This is a genomic window from Armatimonas sp., assembly GCF_043757465.1.
Lineage (GTDB): Bacteria > Armatimonadota > Armatimonadia > Armatimonadales > Armatimonadaceae > Armatimonas.
Window position 1 is genome coordinate 19,714 of record NZ_JAYVPL010000161.1, and the last position, 19,136, is coordinate 38,849.

General features: G+C 59.6%; 22 protein-coding genes and 1 pseudogene. 5 read left to right on the forward strand and 18 right to left on the reverse strand.

Annotation, left to right across the window (positions count from 1 at the left end; genetic code table 11):
- Nucleotides 1-56: 56 nt before the first annotated feature.
- Together ACH2ED_RS22985 and ACH2ED_RS22990 are read right to left on the reverse strand one after the other, a co-directional pair.
- Nucleotides 57-401, reverse strand: a complete 345-nt coding sequence (locus tag ACH2ED_RS22985) for a PEP-CTERM sorting domain-containing protein (protein ID WP_395095086.1) — start codon at nucleotides 399-401, stop codon at nucleotides 57-59.
- An 82-nt stretch (nucleotides 402-483) separates the two neighbouring features.
- Nucleotides 484-1,563 (reverse strand): murein hydrolase activator EnvC family protein, encoded by a 1,080-nt coding sequence (locus ACH2ED_RS22990; RefSeq protein ID WP_395095087.1) that lies wholly within the window; start codon nucleotides 1,561-1,563, stop codon nucleotides 484-486.
- 34 nt (nucleotides 1,564-1,597) lie between these two features.
- Here ACH2ED_RS22990 and ACH2ED_RS22995 point away from each other — a divergent pair, with 34 nt between their 5' ends.
- Nucleotides 1,598-2,080: a hypothetical protein gene (locus ACH2ED_RS22995; protein ID WP_395095088.1), complete on the forward strand. Its 483-nt coding sequence runs from the start codon at nucleotides 1,598-1,600 to the stop codon at nucleotides 2,078-2,080.
- Here ACH2ED_RS22995 and ACH2ED_RS23000 read toward each other — a convergent pair.
- Complete coding sequence (locus ACH2ED_RS23000; protein ID WP_395095089.1) at nucleotides 2,063-2,839, reverse strand: TatD family hydrolase; 777 nt, start codon at nucleotides 2,837-2,839, stop codon at nucleotides 2,063-2,065. The two genes, ACH2ED_RS22995 and ACH2ED_RS23000, sit on opposite strands and share 18 nt — an antisense overlap.
- A 78-nt stretch (nucleotides 2,840-2,917) precedes the next feature.
- Here ACH2ED_RS23000 and ACH2ED_RS23005 point away from each other — a divergent pair, with 78 nt between their 5' ends.
- Entirely contained in the window at nucleotides 2,918-3,304 is a 387-nt protein-coding gene (locus ACH2ED_RS23005; protein WP_395095090.1) for a hypothetical protein, read from the forward strand.
- 26 nt (nucleotides 3,305-3,330) lie between these two features.
- On the opposite strand, the gene ACH2ED_RS23010 is transcribed toward ACH2ED_RS23005, so the two are convergent.
- The 10 genes and pseudogenes from ACH2ED_RS23010 to ACH2ED_RS23055 all read right to left on the reverse strand — a co-directional run bounded on the left by ACH2ED_RS23010 (nucleotide 3,331) and on the right by ACH2ED_RS23055 (nucleotide 13,126).
- The gene (locus ACH2ED_RS23010; protein WP_395095091.1) at nucleotides 3,331-4,326 is read right to left on the reverse strand and encodes a hypothetical protein; all 996 of its coding nucleotides are present in this window, start codon (nucleotides 4,324-4,326) and stop codon (nucleotides 3,331-3,333) included.
- Complete coding sequence (locus ACH2ED_RS23015) at nucleotides 4,323-4,835, reverse strand: hypothetical protein (protein ID WP_395095092.1); 513 nt, start codon at nucleotides 4,833-4,835, stop codon at nucleotides 4,323-4,325. The genes ACH2ED_RS23010 and ACH2ED_RS23015 overlap by 4 nt, the downstream gene beginning before the upstream one ends.
- Nucleotides 4,828-6,369, reverse strand: coding sequence for a substrate-binding domain-containing protein (locus ACH2ED_RS23020; RefSeq protein WP_395095093.1), 1,542 nt, complete (start codon nucleotides 6,367-6,369; stop codon nucleotides 4,828-4,830). Before ACH2ED_RS23020 ends, ACH2ED_RS23015 begins: the two co-directional genes overlap by 8 nt.
- A gap of 69 nt (nucleotides 6,370-6,438) precedes the next feature.
- Nucleotides 6,439-7,056: pseudogene (locus ACH2ED_RS23025) on the reverse strand (hypothetical protein); the annotation flags it as partial.
- A 27-nt stretch (nucleotides 7,057-7,083) separates the two neighbouring features.
- Nucleotides 7,084-8,097, reverse strand: coding sequence for a low-specificity L-threonine aldolase (ltaE, locus tag ACH2ED_RS23030; protein WP_395095094.1), 1,014 nt, complete (start codon nucleotides 8,095-8,097; stop codon nucleotides 7,084-7,086).
- Nucleotides 8,094-9,815 carry an FAD-dependent oxidoreductase gene (locus ACH2ED_RS23035; protein ID WP_395095095.1) on the reverse strand — a complete coding sequence of 574 codons (1,722 nt, stop codon included), beginning with the start codon at nucleotides 9,813-9,815 and terminating at the stop codon, nucleotides 8,094-8,096. Before ACH2ED_RS23035 ends, ltaE begins: the two co-directional genes overlap by 4 nt.
- A 59-nt stretch (nucleotides 9,816-9,874) precedes the next feature.
- Complete coding sequence (locus ACH2ED_RS23040) at nucleotides 9,875-10,909, reverse strand: 6-phosphofructokinase (protein WP_395095096.1); 1,035 nt, start codon at nucleotides 10,907-10,909, stop codon at nucleotides 9,875-9,877.
- Between the two features lie 57 nt (nucleotides 10,910-10,966).
- Nucleotides 10,967-11,515, reverse strand: a complete 549-nt coding sequence (gene hpf, locus ACH2ED_RS23045; RefSeq protein WP_395095097.1) for a ribosome hibernation-promoting factor, HPF/YfiA family — start codon at nucleotides 11,513-11,515, stop codon at nucleotides 10,967-10,969.
- A gap of 41 nt (nucleotides 11,516-11,556) precedes the next feature.
- A complete protein-coding gene (ispF, locus tag ACH2ED_RS23050) occupies nucleotides 11,557-12,048 on the reverse strand; it encodes a 2-C-methyl-D-erythritol 2,4-cyclodiphosphate synthase (protein ID WP_395095098.1) in 492 nt (163 codons plus the stop codon).
- A gap of 40 nt (nucleotides 12,049-12,088) precedes the next feature.
- Entirely contained in the window at nucleotides 12,089-13,126 is a 1,038-nt protein-coding gene (locus tag ACH2ED_RS23055; RefSeq protein WP_395095099.1) for an aldo/keto reductase, read from the reverse strand.
- Between the two features lie 71 nt (nucleotides 13,127-13,197).
- Here ACH2ED_RS23055 and ACH2ED_RS23060 point away from each other — a divergent pair, with 71 nt between their 5' ends.
- The gene (locus ACH2ED_RS23060) at nucleotides 13,198-13,551 is read left to right on the forward strand and encodes a hypothetical protein (protein ID WP_395095100.1); all 354 of its coding nucleotides are present in this window, start codon (nucleotides 13,198-13,200) and stop codon (nucleotides 13,549-13,551) included.
- A 5-nt stretch (nucleotides 13,552-13,556) separates the two neighbouring features.
- Here ACH2ED_RS23060 and ACH2ED_RS23065 read toward each other — a convergent pair whose 3' ends face one another.
- Both ACH2ED_RS23065 and murJ read right to left on the reverse strand, forming a co-directional pair.
- Entirely contained in the window at nucleotides 13,557-14,264 is a 708-nt protein-coding gene (locus ACH2ED_RS23065; protein ID WP_395095101.1) for a helix-hairpin-helix domain-containing protein, read from the reverse strand.
- A gap of 69 nt (nucleotides 14,265-14,333) precedes the next feature.
- A complete protein-coding gene (gene murJ, locus ACH2ED_RS23070; protein WP_395095102.1) occupies nucleotides 14,334-16,040 on the reverse strand; it encodes a murein biosynthesis integral membrane protein MurJ in 1,707 nt (568 codons plus the stop codon).
- An 80-nt stretch (nucleotides 16,041-16,120) separates the two neighbouring features.
- Here murJ and ACH2ED_RS23075 point away from each other — a divergent pair, with 80 nt between their 5' ends.
- Nucleotides 16,121-17,029, forward strand: coding sequence for an N-acetylmuramoyl-L-alanine amidase (locus ACH2ED_RS23075; RefSeq protein ID WP_395095103.1), 909 nt, complete (start codon nucleotides 16,121-16,123; stop codon nucleotides 17,027-17,029).
- Nucleotides 17,030-17,092: 63 nt separating this feature from the next.
- Here the strand turns inward: ACH2ED_RS23075 and rnz are convergent, their stop codons facing one another.
- The 3 genes from rnz to ACH2ED_RS23090 are packed head-to-tail and all read right to left on the reverse strand — an operon-like array spanning nucleotide 17,093 to nucleotide 18,908.
- Complete coding sequence (gene rnz, locus ACH2ED_RS23080; protein WP_395095104.1) at nucleotides 17,093-18,046, reverse strand: ribonuclease Z; 954 nt, start codon at nucleotides 18,044-18,046, stop codon at nucleotides 17,093-17,095.
- 53 nt (nucleotides 18,047-18,099) lie between these two features.
- Complete coding sequence (locus ACH2ED_RS23085) at nucleotides 18,100-18,441, reverse strand: gamma-glutamyltransferase (protein WP_395095105.1); 342 nt, start codon at nucleotides 18,439-18,441, stop codon at nucleotides 18,100-18,102.
- A 23-nt stretch (nucleotides 18,442-18,464) separates the two neighbouring features.
- Nucleotides 18,465-18,908, reverse strand: coding sequence for a gamma-glutamyltransferase (locus tag ACH2ED_RS23090; RefSeq protein ID WP_395095106.1), 444 nt, complete (start codon nucleotides 18,906-18,908; stop codon nucleotides 18,465-18,467).
- Between the two features lie 33 nt (nucleotides 18,909-18,941).
- Here ACH2ED_RS23090 and ACH2ED_RS23095 point away from each other — a divergent pair.
- The coding region (locus ACH2ED_RS23095; RefSeq protein ID WP_395095107.1) for a hypothetical protein at nucleotides 18,942-19,136 on the forward strand (195 nt) is incomplete at its 3' end.

Sequence of the window (19,136 nt, forward strand, 5' to 3'; positions counted from 1 at the left end):
ATCCTAACTCATTGGGTGCGCGGCTCTGCTAGCCCTAATTATACCACGGCTAATATCTACCAGCGACGGTGTAGTAGGCCAAGCCCTCCCAGCACCAGCAAGCCGAGTGTGCCCGGCTCTGGTACTGATTGCGAGCGTGACCGATGGGTTGCCGTGGCGGTGCTAGTGTTTGTGTTTGCAAGCAGGAGAGAGGGCGGAGTGGGATCTTGTTTCTCTCCCCACTGAACGCGATCACTCGGATCTGGCGTTGGCGTAGTGCTTATTGTACTGGTAGCGGCAGGCAGCTTCTTGAGCGATTTTGCCCCGTTTAATAGAGCCTGAGCATGCGCGGTAGGAGTCGTGGTGAACAAGAGTATTCCCAGGGCAATGCTAGTGGCGATGAGCAAGCGGATGCAGTTCATTGGTTCAGTGTTCCTTGAAGGGATTCTGTGCCGTGTACTCTTTTGCCTTCAGGGGAGGAGCCCCTAAACTCGTATTTTTGCTCTAAAGTCCACCCCCGATAGGGTTAATGGGGCTGCCATTGCGGCGCACTTCAAAGTGCAGGTGTGGCCCGGTTGCCAGACCTGTCGCTCCCACTTGTGCGATGAGCTTACCCTGCGCCACACTCTCCCCCTGGATGACGAGAAGAACGGAGCAGTGCGCATAGAGAGTCGAGATACCACCGCCGTGATCAATGACCACCACATTGCCGTAGCCTCGCATCGTCCCAGAGTAGGCCACCATCCCTGCGGCTGCGGCGACAATGGGGGTGCCCGTGCCCGCGCCAAAGTCAACGCCCGCATGGAGACGATTGATCTTGAGAATCGGGTGAAAGCGCATTCCGAACGAGGAAACGACTCTGCCCGCCACGGGCTGTATTAACTTTCCTGAAAAACTCCCAGGCAGTGGTGCCCCTTCCAGAGCCTGGAGCCGCTGCGAAATCTCGTTTGAGTCGGCGGCGAGCTGGGCGTACTCGGCCTCGATCTGGGTGCGCTTGGCCAGGGCTTCTAGCAGCACGAGGCGTCGCTTCCGAACGAGCTGGGCTTCCTGGTCCTGTTGACCACCTAGCGCCAGCTCTTGCTTGCGAATTTCACTCGCCTTCTGGTCCAAGAGACCCTTCCACTTGATCACTTGCTCGCGCCCTGCTTTAATCTGCGCAATCAGGGTGGACTCGTACTTGACAATGGAGCGCACGAGCTCCGCACGGCTAACAAGCTCACCCATGGTGTGTGCTCCGAGCAGAACCGAGGCATAGCGCACCGGCCCCTGCCGGTAGTTGGCCGCCATCCGCTGTGCTAGGCTACGCTGTGCCTGTGCCAGTGTCCCCTGCGACTTTGTCAGCAGAACCGTCACTTTCTGTTGCTCTGTATGCGTCCGGTTGAGGCGTGCCTTAACCTCCGTGAGTTTCTGGCGGGTAGAGGTAAGCTGACTCTCGATACCGGTTAGCTCTGTTGCGATTGCTTCCTCAGAGCGCTTGGCCGCCGCGAGCTGTCTTTGGACGGTGGCAAGCTGCTGTTGCGCGGCAGTCAGCTTCTTTTTGAGCACCGTTTTTTGTTGTTTTTTGGTGGGTTGCGGCTTACGCATCCCAGAATTGTATCGCGCGGTACAATGAAGTTTCATGCGCTTTGTTTTTCTTATTTTTTCTGCTCTGCTTCTCGCGGGCTGTCCTAAACCCACGCGTTTGGGTAACGAGAAGCTTTCCTCACCCGCAGCGGGTTATGTCCGCCTGATCCCTGCGAAAGTGAAGGTAACTGTTGACACCGTGCATTATCAGTGGAGCTTGCTGGGGGAGCGCAATTGGAGCGTCCCGACAGTGGCGGGTGGGAAAGCGAGTCTCGCCGATGTCTACAAGCTCAACGATCCGAAAAAAACGGGGGGCTGTCACACCTGGCTCTGTGATGTGATCCTGAAGAAGCAGGGAAGTGACTGGCAGTGGGAGCTCCGTTTGCACGGCTCCAATGGCAAGACCGCCACTGAGTCGGGTGTTGCTGTGGGCACGCCGGAGATTCTCGCCCCGACCGATCAGGACGTGCGGCTGCCCGCCGAGGTGACGTTGGCAAAGATCGGTGACAAGAGCCTCCGCCTAAGCGTCCCGCAGTAGCCTCGGAAAGGCGCGACGGGCATTGGTGCTCGTCTGTGCTGTGAGCGCATCGGGTGGTGTGTCGCGAAGAGCGGCGATGGTGTCTCGAATGTGTGTGAGCCGGGCAGGCTCGTTAGGGAACTTGCCCCGAAAGGGCTCGGGTGAGAGATAGGGCGCATCGGTTTCGAGAAGCAAAAGCTCGGCAGGTGTCGCTTTGACTATCTCCCGAAGTGTGTCGTTTTTCTTATACGTAATCGGGCCGTCCACTCCCATAAACCAGCCGCGCTTCCAGCAGATCTCCGCGTGGTGCCGCTCTCCGGCGAAACAGTGGATAATCAGCGCAATGTCCGCCGCCTCGGTTTCTAAGAGCGCGAGGCACTCATCGTAGGCATCGCGGCAGTGGATGACAACAGGCAGCGCAACCTCTCGGGCTAGCGCGAGCTGCGCTCGAAACGCTTCGTACTGCAAGTCCCGTGGCGAGAGATCCCGGTAGAAATCCAGCCCGATCTCCCCAATGGCTAACACTCTGGGATGCGCCGCCCAGGTGCGTAGCCGCTCGGCGACACCCTCACTCCAGTGCTTGGCATCGTGTGGATGCACCCCGACCACTGCCCAGATTCGAGCGTCTGTCTCAGCCAGCGTGACAGCTTTTTCCGAAGATGCTTCGTCAAAGCCGACAACCACAAAATCCGTGACACCGACGGTTGTGGCACGTGCTAAAACACCGGGCAGGTCGCGCTCCAGGGTATCGTTGTTAAGATGAACATGTGTTTCAATCATAGAGTTTCGATTACTGTATCGCGTGGCAGTAGGAAAAAGAAAGGAACTCGGAGCGTTCGCTTTGCATACGAGAGTGCTATGAAGAAACAAGTCGGCCTGTGGATTGATCACAAAGAGGCTTTCGTTGTGTTTAATGGCGAAGGAGCCGAAGCGATGCGGCACATTGAGTCAGGAGTGGAGAAGCATGTCCGGTTTTCGGGGCGTCACACCGCCGAGGATGGCTCCGCAGACGACCAGCGTGACCGGCAGTTCGCCTCGCATCTCAGCAAGTACTACGATAAGGTGATTGCGCAAATTTGCGAGGCGGAGTCGGTCTTTCTCTTTGGCCCGGGCGAGGCAAAGGGTGAGCTGAAAAAGCAGCTTGTGGCGCGCGGACTCGGGGAGCGGATCGTTGGAGTGGAGACCACCGACAAGCTCACCGAGAACCAGATCACTGCTAAAGTTCGGCTGCACTACCAGCTCTAAAACGGCACTGCTGGCCCTGAAAACTTCTATCGGAGCGCGGCGAGCAGTGCCTGCATGGCCTTGGTGTCGGGAACCGGTACGACGCTCTCTATGGTTGCAGGAACCCCCTCGACGCCGCACGCCTTGGGATCGTTGAGTGCGCCCGTCGCGGACCGAAAACCGTGGCGCTCCCAGGCGAGTTTCTGAATCTCCGGGTCTTGGAGCGCCACGATGAGCTTCTTGCCATTTGTGGTGAGGGCCAGCACGGGGTGGCTACTCCAGACCGTCGGTTTTGGGTAGAGCACCCGGAGCTGGCTCTTCTGTGCGGCGTACTGTGCGGGTGAGGTTCGGGCAAAGTCAATGAGCTGGGCTTCGTAGCCTAAAATAACCGGCTTGTCGCCGATGCCCCGGCTCACGTACTGTGTAAAAAGCGTGTCCGAGCTGCTCTCCTGAAAACCCTGCGCCGTGATGAGCGTCTTGACTTTCTCCGTGCTTCCCGTGCCCAGAACCGTCTGCAAAAGCCCGGCGTAGAGATTCCCCGACGACGACTTCAGCGGGTCGGTGGTGTAGATCACCACTTTTCCATAGAGCTCGGGGAGTCCCAGCTCTTTCCAGGTCTTGCCCGCTGCTGCTGCGCCCACGAGCCGTGGGAAGTCCAGCTTCTGTTGCGTGAGCGTCTGGGCCACTTTGGCCCAGGTGTAGAGCACCAGCGGCGAGTTCAGCACGTTCTCGCTCGCCACCAGCGGCTTACCCGCGTCTTTGTAGAGTGCCAGCGCCACTGATGACGACGGCCAGAGAAAGTCTTTGCCGCTCGTATCAGACTCGGTGACCATTTCGAGTGAGCCGCGCTTGTCCGCTTCGAGCACTAGTCCGTGTCGCTCCTTGAGAAGCTTCTGAAACTCTGGATCCGCCAGAAGTGTGGTCTTCTCGCCGCCCACAAAGCCGCGCAGAACCGTGGGAGCGGTGCTGGATTTTTTTGCCGTCAGAAACGCGGTGGCACCCACCACGGCGAGCAATAAACTCAATCCTATAAATTTTTTCATCTGTGTTTGTTCTCCATTTTATGTTCTGGGACAAGCTCAAGGAGCGTTTGTCGGAGGGCAATAAGCTCGCTCGCAAGCGCCCTGTCGTCGTTGCGGCGGTGGGCTTCGGCGAGGCGGAGCAGTCGGCCCTCGACCAATTCTAAGAGTGTCAGCAGCTCGGTGCGGGCCTGACCGGTGGGAGTGGCTCCGAGTCTGTAGGGCTCGCAGGCGCGTTTGACATAAGCCAGATGCTCGTCCACGGCAGAGGTCAGCTCGGATTGCTGGCGCAGGCGCTCTGTGAGGCGCACGAGGGAGGCTAGGCGCTCGCCTTCGTCGCGGCCCGACCAGCGCGTGGCGAGGGGCTCCAGCCAGGGCTTTTCTGTAGGGACGGTCTTGGGGGCGAGAAGTAGCCGCACTCCGAGATAGGTGCCGCCTGCCAGTGCCGCGCTCACGAAGATCGGCTGTTTGGCGGCGAGCAGCAAGACAATAAAGATCAAAGTGGCGGTAAGGCCCGCCTTGATGTCAGCCATTGTAGCCCCTTGCCTCTCGGAACGCCGCGCTCAGATCGCTGCGCCCCTCAAACGTCCGGCCCGATGTTGCCTTTGTCAGTGCCTCCAGCTGATCCGACGATGCCTCGCCGAATCGTATCGCAAAGACGGGGATATCGCGCTTTTCGCTGAGCACCGCGCTCAGGCTCGCCCCAGTGTTGGACTCACCGTCGGTGAGTAGGATCACGGCGGGGAAGTAGTCCTCGTAGCCCGGCTGCTGGCGAATCCGACGGAGTGCTTGCACCACGGGGCTGTAGATATCCGTGCCACCCGCGGCCACCAGCGCCTGAATCTTCGCGCTCAGTGCTGTCAGCGCCGCCGGATCGTTGCCACGCACCTGCCAGAGTGCTTCTGGTGTGCTGCTAAAAGGAATCACTACGGTAATATCTCTCGCCGATGTTTGCAGGAGGCTACGGCGTGCTAAATTCTGATCGAGCAAGCCCCGCATCGCGCTTTTTAGCTGCTCCAGCCGCTCGCCGCGCATGCTGCCGGAGACATCCAAACAATAGACCGTGAGCGAGGGCTTGCGCAGGCTGGTCTGATAGAGATCCAGGGCTTGCCGCACCACTTCCGCACGAGGCAGGCGTAGCTGATTGGGAAACGCATCGCCGATGGGGCCCGTGCGCCGCCCCGTGGCCGCAATCTCGCGCTGAATCGTGGGTGAGAGAAGCCAGGTCTGGAGCTTTGCAAATGCCTGACGCTTGCCTGCACCCTGTCCGTGCTCAACATAGCCCAGGGGCGCATCGGCGATGGCGACTCCGTCGGATGGGTAGACCACGGTGAGTTTCTCACGACCTTGCGCGGCAAGTTTTGTGTTGGCCTCCATCGCCATGACCTCGTAGTTAATCATCGCATCGTAGTCGTCGTAGCGGCTCAGAAAGAGCTCCGTCAGCCAGCCTGAGCTTCCCGCCGACCGATTGACTTGCCCTAGAAGCGATGCCACGCCGCGCTGGACATCTGGCCTTTGCAGGTCACTCTCCGTGAGCACCTGCGGCTTTCCGGCAAACGCGGAGAGAAAGGCTAGATAGGCCGCTGCGCCGCTGTTGCTCTGGGTGGCGGAGGTCATTAAAAAACGAAGGCGGCCCGCTTGGGCCGCCTTCCTAATTGTCTGTGTCGTGACGCTTTTTTTATCCGTCCAGCCTAGCTTTTGGGCCACACTCTCTTTCAACGCCAGCCCCACGGGTGACCAGTAGATGCTCTGCGCGTCTTTTACACGCCGCTGTGAATCGCCCATGCTTGTCCAGAGCGACTGCGCAGGCCAGACCGCGTCAGCAGTCCCCCCGCCACCTTCGAGCTGACGCATTATCTCAACGGAGCCTTTGTACTCGAAAGTGACCGCGATCTGATTTTCCTGGGCGAAGCGCTGCACCAGCGGCTCCAGGCTCTTGTTCTCGCTGCCCGCCACAATCCGCAGGCTCTCTTCTGGCGCTGTGAGTGGCTGGCACCCTGCCAGCAGGCTTCCTGTTATCAGGAGTAGCACGAACGCATCTCGTGTTGTGTTTATTTTTCTTATCATTGCCCTTATTTTCGCACCCTAAGAGGTAAGAAATGTTAAGAAGGGATGATGAACACGCCAGGGCAGGGGCTACTTACCCCGTTTCTTCGCGAGCCAGAGGCCACGGAGCCGCAGTTGCTCTGCCGTGGTCGCGGCGAGGGGGCGAATCTCGTTTTTATTGGTCAGCTCCAGGCCAACATGAGCGAGGGCCTGCTCGACGGGAAGCTCACCGGGCGTAAGAACGAGCTTGTCGTAGAGCGAACCGAAAGCGTCTCCTCCCGCCACGATGAGCTGCTTGCGGATCTCGTCCTCGGCAAACCCTGGCTGGTTGTTGCGGCACTTTTTCCAGAGCGCAAGCTCCACATCGTCTAAGCTGCGCTTGCCACCCGTCTGAGCAAGTAGCTCTAAATCGAGGCAAAGCCCGACGACGTAGACATAGGCCGCGATCCCGCTATAATGCCCGACGCCATTTTGAAATTCCAGTGGCGCACTGTAGCGCAGCGTGACTTGCTTCGTCCCCGCACTGTTGATCTTCCAGGTGTGTTCGTCCACCACGGAGAGCTCCACAGGCTTGTTGCCCTCGCCCGTCGCTGAGAAATCCTTGAGGCGTGCCCCGTAGTTCTGGAGCATGTAGAACCCTGGCATCCAGCGTGGCGCTTGCACGAGGGTCTCGGCGGTATTTGTCGGGATCATGACGGTGATCGCGAGCTGCTTGGTGTCGGGCTAGCGTGTTTTTTATGCGAAATATTCCTTGATAGCGTTGATGAACAGAGTGATTCCCTCAGAGTTTACATCAAGATGAGTGACAAAACGCGACTCGGGGGTGATGAGAGCCAGCATTCCGCGCTCCGCAAGTGCGGCTTGGAGGGGGGCGCAGTCTTCCTCGGGGAAGGTGGCGAAGACCATGTTGGTCGCGTGTCCGAGAACCGTGACTTGTGGTATTTGTGTCAGCTCTGTTGCTAAGAACGTGGCGTTTGCGTGATCGTCTGCGAGGCGGTTGATATGGTGCTCCAGTGCATAGAGGCCCGCCGCTGCCAGAATCCCCGACTGCCGCATTCCACCACCCAGCACTTTTCGCCAGCGGTAGGCGCGTTCGATGAGCTCTTGTGAGCCAACCAGAACCGAACCAACGGGCGCACCCAGTCCTTTGGAGAGGCAGATCGAGACCGAGTCAAAGCCGTCGCACGCCTCCGCCAGCGTGATGCCCTGCGCCACCACGGCATTAAAGACCCGTGCGCCATCGAGGTGCGTCGCGAGCCCCCGGTGGTGCGCTAGCTCCGTCGCGGCTTTGAGATAGTCTCTGGGAACAACCTGGCCATTGAACGTATTTTCCAGCGCCAGCAATTTCGTGCGGGCAAAGTGCGCCCCCAGTCCCGGCCCATGGCGCTTAATCGCCCCCGTGATCTTCTCCAGCGGCAGCGAGCCATCGTCTTCGTTCTCAAGGGGTTGCGGGACAATGGAGCCCAGCACCGCCGCACCGCCGCCCTCATACTTGTAGGTGTGGGCAAGCTGCCCGACAATGTACTCATCGCCGCGCTCACAGTGCGCCATGAGTGCGGCAAGATTGCTCTGGGTTCCCGACGGCAGAAACAGCCCCGCCTCTTTGCCCGCGGAGCGTGCCAGGGAGTTTTGAAGCTCTAGCACCGTGGGATCATCGCCCCACACATCGTCCCCGACGGCGGCGTGTACCATCGCCTCCCGCATCGCAGGCGTCGGGCGGGTTACCGTGTCGCTTCGTAGATCCATCATAAAATTTCGTCCCAGCGCAGTAGTACCCCCTGGGTTTTTAGGCGTGCCTGGAACTCGGCCAGAAGCGCGGGGGAGTCGTGGACGGCGCTAGGGTCGCGGAGGTCTTTTTCGAGGCAGAAGGCGGCCAGCGATCCCGCTACTTCCCCTGCGAGAAACTCCGTGGGGTGCATGCGTGCCGATGCCAGCGCGAGGCGGCTGGCACCGAAGTTCTTGGCAGCGGGCAGGATATTCACCGGACCGGAGGTGGGCAAGAAGGCACCTAATGGCAAGTGGTAGGGAAGCGCCACCGAGAGCAGAGGAGGCTCGCCCTTGCTGGGGTGAATGTCCATGGCGTAGAGTGCGCAGCCCACGGAGTCGGGGAATATCTCGCCCCACTTGGCGCTAGGGTCGGTTGAGCGTAGGTGGTTTTGGGTAAGCATCGTGCGGGCCTGCAAACGCCGCGACTCCCGAATGTAAGGGTGAATCGCCCAGCCATTTTCGGGGATTTGCAGCTCGGGATAGCCGATGCCACTGCCGTTATCTCGGGGGCACTCGGTCTGGAGCCAGTGGGCAAAGCCCTTGGCAAAATTCAGGCCACGCTCTAGGATCCGCACTTGCTCGTCCACGGGCTTATCAAGATAGCTCTCCTCGTGGAAGTCATTGCCGCGCCAGTTAATCAGCGCTAAATCACCCACGGGGGACTGCTTGTCCGTGAAGCTCGACGAGGCGATCAGGCGACGGTACGTCCAGAACGGCAGGTAGCTGCGATTATTTACTTGCGCTTTTTCAAGCACTTTATAGGTCACAGAGTACGGCTCGGCTTTATCGCGGTAGATGTAGTCCAGCGTGTACTCGCCCAGGCTCTTAAAATAATCGTACTCGGCGGGTTTTTCGGGGATCGGGCCGGGCGCGGCTTGCCAGTCCATGAGAAAACAGTACGTGAAGCTTTGCACCCAGCTTGGGTTTGCCGTCTCGGGCGCGAGCGACTCACTGAACTCGGAGAGCGCCTCCTGACCGACGCGAAACGGGGAGCCCGCGAGGGCGAGCGCCGCGCCGTCCTCGGTGGCATCGAGCAGAAACCGACAGCCGATGCGCGTGATCTTGCCTGTCTCTAAGCTCGCGACATCGGCGTAGTTGATGCGCTCCTGGCCCGAGTACTGGGTCACGGAGCGTAGCTGATGGCGCATCAGTACGCGGCGGATCGCACCCGACTTCTCGTAGGGAGCCAGTCGGTCGCGGATCGCCTTCTCCCAAACTTCTGGCAGGCCCGAGACACGGCTGACCCAGCAGTCGCCGATATTCTTTCCTACGCCAGGTTTTACGCCCGGCTGAGCACTGTAGTGGTCTCGAACGGCTTGCCGGAGCGCTCGGTAGGTCTTGGTAGATGGCCCGGGCTCTTTTTCGACGTGGCTATTCTCATCGGGAACCGGCACAAGCTGGCTGGTGAGCTGACCGCCCAGCATCCGGGTGGGCTCGACAATCACCACGGAGAACCCGCGCCGAGCCGCCGCTTCGGCTGCCGCAACACCGCCGAGCCCGCCACCGACTACTAGCACATCACAGCTTAAACTAACATCGGAGGGCGCGATGGCGACATCCACAACGCGGCGCTTCTCAATATCTAAGACGCGGGTCAGCTCAAAGGGAGCGGGCACGGTGGGCACTTGGGCGTGGGCTTCAGGCATGGTAAGGCTCTGCGAGGCAAGGAGGGCAAGGAGAAGGGTGAGGGAGGGGCGCATAAATTCGTGTCGCTCCGTTCTCTCGCCCCGGTTTATCGGGGCGATCCATTAGGGCGGTTCTATTTAAACGTAGTCTTCATCAGTGCGACAAGCTGTGGAGGGACGATTTTGAGCACGGAAGTGGCGGCGACGATATCCACACCCTTGACCTCGGTGCCCACCAGTGCGGCCATCTGACCAAATTGTTTCTCATGGACGAGCTCAGCGGCTTTCATCCCGACGCGCATGCCTAGCACGCGGTCAAAGAGGGTGGGCGACCCACCACGGTGCACATGACCCACGACGGCATGGCGGCTCTCCCAGCCGGTCTTCTCGGTGATCGTACTGGCGACAAACTCCCCGACGCTGCGATCCGAGAGCTTGACGTGCCCGAAGTCGTCCACCGCTTTTTCCGCGCCAAGCAGCGCCGGAAGCTCCGTGCCCTCGGAGCAGACCACGAGTCCGTACTTCTTGCCACGCGCCCGAACGGCGCTGAGATGGGCGATCATGGCGTCCACATCAAGCGGCTCCTCAGGAAGGGTTACCCAGTCCGCGCCACCTGCCACACCCACATACCAGGCCACCCAGCCCGCATGGCGACCCATCACTTCGAGCACCATCACGCGGCGGTGCGAGCGCGCCGTGTCTCGCAACCGATCAATGGCATCGAGTCCAACGGAGGCTGCCGTATCGAAGCCGAACGTGAAGTCCGTGCCGGAGAGATCATTGTCCATGGTCTTGGGGACGCCCACCGTGGGAACCCCGTACTGCGAGTAGAGCTTGGCCGCCACACCCAGCGTGTCCTCGCCGCCTAGAGCAACTATCGCATCGAACTTGGCGGCCTTGATATTCTCCAGAACGGCTTCTAGATCTTTCTCTCCGCCCTTTTTGAAGGGATTCGTGCGTGAGGAGCCCAGCATAGTGCCCCCCTGGTAGATAATCTCCTCCACATCACTCAGGCCCAGGGGACGGTACATCCCTTTGACGAGTCCACGCCAGCCCTCTTCGATTCCGACAAACTCGAAACCAAAGTCCATGCCACGGTACACCACGCCCCGGATTGCGGGGTTGAGGCCAGGGCAGTCGCCCCCGCCGGTTAGAATTCCAACTTTCACAAGCAAGCTCCCAGAAAAACGGCCCCGGATTCTGTTGTCCGGGGCCGCTTCGTTGCGTTATCGTTCGGGCTCTAGGATACCGTAGTTTTTATCCGCCCGTCTATAGAGAACACTTACCTGGCCGGTGTCGGCATTCTCGAAGACAAAGAAGTCGTGGGAGAGGAGCTCCATGTGGGCCACTGCCTCAAGTTCTGTGAGAGGTTTGATCGCAAATCGCTTGCGTCGCAGAACCTTGCCCTCGTCGTCCGAATCGTCTTCATCGCGTTCATTTTCTGCGGGCATGTGGCGCGGGCTGTCGTGATCGTGATGGGCACCCCGGTGGTGCCACTTATGGCGCTCTTTATACTTGGACATCCGGCGCTCCAGCTTGTCCACCACATGATCTATCGCGACATACATGTCTTCGGCGCGATCTTCGCCTCGTAGCAAGATTCCATCGCCTTCGAGCTGAACCTCGACCCGGTGTACTTTTCCTTGAATGCTCTGTGTGACCGTGGCAGCCTGGAGAGTCGCAAAGTGCTTGGAAAGCTTGTTGACCCGTTTGTCTGCGTAGTCTCGCAGGGCATCAGTAATCACGACTCCTTTGCCGCGTACCTGAACTTGCATAGTGATAAACCTCCGTCACTAATCTTCGGCAGAAACGAGGCTTATTCCTCCCGGTAAATTAGCGCAACAGCATGGGCGCAGATTCCCTCGCCCCGCCCGACAAAGCCCAGCCCCTCGTTAGTCGTAGCCTTGATTCCAATGGCATCCGGGGAGATTTGGAGAGCAGGGGCGAGCACTATTTTCATCTCGTCGGTGCGCGGGCCGATCTTGGGAAACTCCGCGAGCACCGTCATATCTACGTTGCCGATACGCCAGCCCCGCTCTGCAAGAAGCGCACGCACTTCGCAGGCAAATTCAATGCTCGGGCGATCTTTGTGGCGTATGTCCGATGGCGGGAAATATTTTCCGATGTCCCCGAGCCCGGCAGCGCCCAGAAGCGCATCGCAGAGGGCATGGAGCAGTACATCGGCATCAGAGTGACCAAGCAGCCCAACAGGGGAGTTTGGGAAGAGGACACCGCCCAGCCAGAGGGGGCGCCCCTCGGCAAAGGCATGCACATCGTAGCCGTGGCCGACGCGGAATAAAGGAGTCATGGATAGGATCAGTATAGCATGGCCCGAAACCGCTTTTATGCTACTTGAGCGCGGCCTCGATAGCCTCGATTTCATCGTCGGCGAACTTGGTTTTTTCTGCCGCTTTAACGTTTTCCAGAATCTGCTCCGGGCGGCTGGCTCCGATCAAGGCCGAGGTCATCCGGGAGTCGCGCAGAACCCACGAGAGTGACATCTGCGCCAGGCTCTGGCCACGATCCCCCGCAATGGTGTTGAGCTTGTTCAGCTTAGCGACCATCTCGGGAGTGACCGCGGACTCCTTCAAAAAGCCCGATGGCTGCTTGGCGCGGGAGTCCTCGGGGATGGTGCCTCCGAGATATTTATTTGTCAGCAGGCCCTGCGCCAGCGGACAGAAGGCGATCATACCGATCCCGTGCTCGCCGCAGGCGTTGGTGAGGCCATTCTCGATCCAGCGGTTGATCAGCGAGTAGCTCGGCTGGTGCAGAACCGGCTGGACGAAGCCATTGGCTTGACAGATAGCGTGGGCGAGGCGGGTCTGTTCGGCGGAGTAGTTGGAGATCGCGGCGTAGAGCGCCTTGCCAGAGCGCACGGCGGAGTCCAGTGCTCCCATTGTCTCCTCTAGCGGCGTATTGGGATCGGGACGGTGGGAGTAGAAGATATCCACATAGTCTAGCTGGAGACGCTTCAGGCTGGCATCCAGGCTTGCCAGTAGGTACTTGCGGCTTCCCCACTCGCCGTACGGCCCCGGCCACATCCGGTAGCCTGCCTTGGTAGAAATAATCAGCTCGTCGCGATAGCCTGCGAAGTCCTCTTTCAGAATGCGCCCAACACGGCTCTCCGCCGCGCCGGGAGAGGGGCCGTAGTTATTGGCGAGATCAAAGTGCGTGATGCCATTGTCAAAGCTGGTAAAGAGCATCTGGCGTGCATTTTCGTGCAACGAGGCTTCATCAGTGTGGCGGCCCGCATCGGTTCCAGGATCACCAAAGTTGTGCCAGCAGCCGATCGAGATGGCGGGCAGATGCAGCCCTGAGCGTCCACAACGGCGGAACCAGCCCGGTGTGTTTTCATAGCGTGTTGCGGAGGGAGTGTAGTCAGACATAACAACCATTATTTCTACAGAACCGAAGTGCTTCCCTGCCCAAAAGGAAATTCATGCTATAATTAGCTCATATGAGTCAGGCAGAGGACAATACTAGTAGCCCACCCGTGGAACCTCCAAAGATGGTGGCCGTCAAACGACGGACCCGTCGCCGCAGTGCCGTCACTCCCGTAAAACGCAAAGTACTGATGGTTCTGGTCACGACCTTTGTGGTGCTATTGTTTTTGATTCTCATTCCGGGAGCGAGTAACACGGCTCGGAAGTTTCTGCACACACTTTTTCGTGGGGTTCATATTTCACCGGAGCTGGGTGCCTTGATGATTGCAGGAATCGTTTTGCTTTTTTTGATCCCTGGCGTGGACGAGAAAATCCTCACTATCTTAGGCTTTCGAAAGAAGAGCCGTAGTCGCAACAGTCACCGCTAGAGTGCTTACAGTGTGAGAAACGGCTGCATTTTCGCGAACTTTTTCTCCCCGATCCCCCGGACTTCTTTGACTTCCTCCAGCTCTTTAAAGCCTCCGCTCTCTTTTCGATAGTCTAAGATACTCCGCGCTGTGCTGGGGCCAACTCCGGGGAGTTTTTGAAGATCCTCTAGTGTTGCCGAACTCAATTTTATTTTGCCATCGCCTGGGTTGTGGAACTTGGACGACGCACTCTCTGGTCGAGTGGTGGGCGATGTACTCTGCGCTCTTCCGAGCACTCGCACCCCGGCGAGGTGGGGAGCTGTACTTGGTACGGTGGTGGCGGTCGTGCTGTGGAGGGGGACATGGATCTGGTCGGCGTCTTGTAGGTAGGCCGCCAGGTTCAGTGCATCTTGCTGGGCACCGCTTTTGAAGCCGCCTGCTTTCTGGACAGCGTGGTAGAGCCGCTGACCGGGGGGCAGACTATAGACGCCTGGGCGCAGTACCGCACCACTGACATAGACCACCACACTACGAGAAGGGGCCTTGGGAGTCGGTTTCGGGCTGGCAATAGGTGTCTGTGGCGCAGAAGGCACCAGGGGAAAGACCGTGGGCTGAAGTGGGGCGGCGCTGGAGCGGTAGAGGGTACTTCCCACCCCAAAGAGGGCCAGAATACTGACCGCCACCGCGAGTCCCGTGCGCTCGCGGTGGGTAAGTGAAGTAAGTGGGTTTTGCATTGTTTCAAGAGTTCCTTTCGTCACCCTTAGAACGGTTGAGATCCCCCGAATCTTATAAAATCTGCAAAATTAATTTTGGGGTTTGAGTGTAGTGGGTTCTAGTGCCTTCTTGCGACGGAACATATCACAGATGCTCTTGAGCTCATCCACACGTAGGAGAAGGCAGGCGAGTACATAGACGGCGAGGGCTGACCCACTTGCCAGAAGCGTGACGAGTACGCCGTGGAGACGGGCCGTTTTCTGCGTGGCCTCTAGGGGCAGTTGCCAGAAGAAGTGCAGAAAGAGGAGCGCTATCCCGCTGGCCGCCAGAGCCGCCACCGTGATCTTCAGGGATGCCTTGAGCAAGCCGCGCAGATTCAAGCCACCCGCATCTTTCTGGAGTGTCCGGAAGAAGATCAGCATATTGAGTGTCCCCGCAATCGAGAGCGCCAGCGCCAGCCCGTAGTTCTCCAGCTCGGCCACTCGGGGTAAAAATGCGCAGAGGCCGGTGAAGAAGAACACCATGCAGGTCGTGATGACCACCGGGGTCTTGCTGTTTTGCATGGCGTAGAAGCCGCGCGCCAGAACGGCTTGCGCGCTCCAGGCAAATGTCCCCAGAGAGTAGAGCCGCAGCGCCATCGCGGATGCCAGGAGATTACCCGTGGTGAAAACTCCCGCGGCGTCTTGCGTGAACTTGCCCTTGAAGTAGATCGCCGTGATAATGGGCTCCGCTAGCGCGGCCATCAAGAGCGAGGCGGGCAGGGTCAAGAAGAGGATGCGGCGGATGCCAAAGTGGATCTCCTTGCGGAACTCTTTCCAGTTTTTATTGGCGGCGAGCGCGGAGATTGTTGGGAAGATCACAATCGCCGATGCCTGTGCAAAGATCCCAATCGGGGCCTGCGTTAGGTTATAGGCATTGCGCAGCGCCGAGAGTGTGCCTTCCCCTGAGGCAAACGAGCCGGTGATCCAGAACCCGAGCTGCGAGAGTGAGAGGCCCAGCAGCGCGGGAAGCATGAGCTTACCCACTTTGCGAACGCCCGGATGGCCGACATCAAAGCCTAGCCAGAACCTGCTCCCCGTGCGCTTGAGCTCCCAGATCGGCAGCAAGAAGTTCCCTGCGACGGCTCCAACCAGAGCGCCCCAGCACATGGCGGTGATACTGCGCTGGTTCTCCGTCACTAAAAGCTGACTGAGCCCCCCGATAATAATCAGCCCATTGTAGGCAATCGGGCCCAGTGAGGGAATCAGAAAACGGTGGCGGGCGTTGAGGGTTCCCATCATCAGGCCCCCCACAAAGAAACACCACTGTGCTGGTAGCAAGATTCGCGAGAGCTGCGCCACTTGTTCCCAGGCTTGGCGCTGCTCCACCGGCGCGTTCTCCGGATGCAGCAAGACTCGCCAGCCGTCCCAGAAGCTCACTACGACATGCTGTTGGAGCCCGAGCCCCGGGTTCATGAAGCGTGCCAGCGGCGCCGCAGCAAGCTCCATGACGATCACGAGCCCTAGCGCAACGCACGCGACGATGCTCATGACGCTCCCGAAGATCTTCCAGGCATCGCGCTCCTTGCCCGCACTCCAGTACTCCGTGAAAACGGGCACAAAGACCGTGGCAAGCGCCCCACCCGCAACCAGGTACTGGAGAATATCGGGGATACGAAACGCGGCGGTATAGATATCGGTGGTCACGTTTTGGCCAAAGACCTGGTTGATCACCATATCCCGCACGACGCCTAGCACCCGCGAGAGGAGGACAAAGGCCATTACAAGCAGGGTATTCTTGCCCGCCGAACGTGTCATATTGGCTTTATCCTACCACAAGCCTCTCTACCCGATTGCTCTGCATACGGCAAATGTAAAAGCTACGGTATCATTGGAACGTGCCACCCCCCAGGAAAAAGCCTCCGCCTCCGCCGCCTCGCCCGAAGCGTCGCCAAGCCCGCCGAAAACGCCTGGGGGACTTGCCCCTCGCCTTACTCTTTCTCCTGCTGCTCGTCTTTGTGGGGCAGTGCCGTCGCCGGACCGTAGTTTCCCGACCTGCCCCCGCAAAGCCAGGTGCCAATCTGTTTCTACAGGGAGTGATTGTCGTGCTGGATCCAGGGCATGGGGGGGCAGATCCGGGCGCAACGCGACAAGCCATGAGTGAGGCGCAGCTCACCTACCGCATGGCCGCCACCCTTGCCGCCTCGCTCCAACAGGCTGGGGCGGAAGTGATTTTCACGGTTCACAGCAAGACACTCACCACGCTTCCTAAAGAAAATCAGCCAGAACCTCCCCTTGAGGCGCCGCGCGATGCACGTTTTGCCTTGGATAATAAGTATGTGGGTATCCGCCGCCAGGAAAGCCCTGAGGATCTCTACCGACGTGCGGGGCTCGCGGCGCAGGTCTGGCGTGCCCAGGGAGCGCACCACCCAGTTTTCTTTCTCTCGCTGCACTACGACGCGCTGAGTGCGAGCCGCTGGCGTGGTGGGCTCATCTGCTACGACACGCGCCGAGGTCAGCCCCCTCCGCTCGCTCAGGAGCTTGCGAATCGCTGGCAAAAGACAGGGCTGGGAGGACAGCGGCGCGCGGGTGCACCGAAGCCGCGCGAGCTGGGCGTGCTCAACCCGGAGCACAACCCCGTGCCCGAAAGTGTGCTGATCGAACTGGCGACAATGTCCAATCATCAAGACCTGCAAGCGGCGTGCACACCCGCCTGGCGCTGGAAAGTAGTCCGACTGATCCGTGAGGGGATCGCGGCAACACTGAAAAAAAACGCGGCAACACTGAAAAATAAATGGCACCCGTGACTATCTACCACAACCCCGCTTGCTCTAAGTCGCGAGCTGCTCTCGGACGTCCCCTGGAAGCGGTTACTGCTCTCTTCGAGGAACACTGACACGGAGCAAATCGTGAGCGAGGCGGGTCTCCGGGAAGATCGCACGGGCTTCCGCGAGCAATGTTTCGAGGTTAACCTCGCTCTCACCCCCTTCGTAGCGGGCGGAAAAATGCGTCAGGAGCAGCGCGTGCACACCGGCATCCCGAGCCGCTTCGGCAGCGATTGTCGCCGTCGCGTGTGCAGCACGATCCGCGAGGCTGCGATCTTGCTCCGAGTAGGTAGCTTCATGAACCAACAGATCCGCACCCTGTGCCATTAAAACAAGCTCGGGAGCCGGGCTCGTGTCGCCCGAAAAAACAATGTAGCGCCCCGGCCGTGTGGGGCCAACCAGGCTCGCTCCCTCGATCACCCTACCATCGGCAAGCGTGACACTCTTGCCCGCTTTTAGCTGACCGTAGAGCGGCCCCGGCGGGATTCCCAGCGCCGCCGCCGCCTCTACCTCAAAGCGCCCGGTTTGCTCGGCTTCTCGGATAGCATAGCCGTAGGCCTCGATGCGATGGCGCACGGGAGCTGCCATCACCGTGAACTCACCGTCGGTGCAGATCACGCCGGGCTTGACGGTCACAACATTCACAGGAAACCCAAAGCGCATCCCGGCAGCACGCAACGTCGCCTTGAGCCAGGCTTCGACCCCCTCCGGGCCGTAGATCGTGACTGGCCCCACGCCGCCTTGGGCAAGCGCTCGCGAGGCGAGTAGACCCGGTAGACCAAAGAGATGATCGCCATGGAGGTGTGTCAGGAAGATGCGTGTGAGCTGCGATAAACGAATGTGGGAGGCGCGGAGAATCTGGTGCTGCGTGCCCTCGCCGCAGTCAATCAGCCACCACTCGCCGCGCTGCGGCAGGTGCAAGGCCGTCGCCGAGACGTTACGCGCCCGCGACGGTGCGCCAGAGCCTGTTCCCAGAAACGTAATTTCCACGGCGGTCATTGTACCGCATTGGTGTTTTGTTGCTCAGCTCCACGCTTTCTGTCCGCTGGTTTTCAACCGGCGACTCGCCCCGACCCACGGGGATCGCTCCCTCCCGTCACTGTGCCGTCGGGGAACCACTGGTGGTGTACCCGTGAGGCAGCGATGGCATCGGTGATGGACTGGTGGTGATCCACGATATTTAAGATGACCTGAAGAACGGTGTTGATGATGGCCGGGCCACCGGGAGAGCCAATAATGAGCCGGAGCGTGCCGTCGGGGTGGGTGATGAAAGTCGGGGTCATAGACGAGAGCGGGCGCTTTCTTGCCTTCACGGCGTTGCTCTCACCCTGGATCAGGCCGTAGCGGTTGGGCTGGCCGGGGTTGGCGGCAAAGTCATCCATCTCTTTGTTCATCAGAATCCCCGTGCCTGGAATCGTCACGCCGGAGCCGTAGGGGCCATTGAGACAATCTCGTGGCCTCGGTAGCGCCCCGTGACCGCCTTGCGCTCCTTGACTTCGTAGCCGCGCAGATCGCTTGCATTGATCCAGCCGTGGGGCCGCATCGCACTTGCAATACGCCGTGCCGTCTTGCCCGCGTAGAACTCGCGAGGGCCGTTTTTCTGAATTCGCGCCAGTGTCGCCGCCAGCTCGGGCTGTTTAAAGCTCTTCCCTTCCACGATGCCCACAAAGATCGCCTTCGATGCCTCGTCGCGGGAGAGCAGCGCCGTATGAGCAGCAAGAGATTTTGTCAGCGACGCGGGAGCGGCAAACCCATCAGCGGCGAGTACCCGCGCGGGCTCGATCAGCTCCTGGCCGAGGCGCGCGAGAAACTTTCCGATGCAGAGAACCTGTTGCGTGAAGTCGTGGGACTGCGCCGCCAAGACAAGCAGATGGCGTCACAGGAAGACCGTATTGTGGAGAGTATTGCTACCACAAATAGCACCGCCGCACGCAATGTTCTCCAGCGCAAGCTAGATGGCCAGGCCGAGGAAGCCCAGAGACTTCAGCGGGAGGCAGCAACAGAAATAGAGCGCCGGATAATCCTTCGGGGCTTCGTTCACAAGGTGGTGGTTATATCCACCAAGCCTCTCGCGCTGGAGGCAGAAATC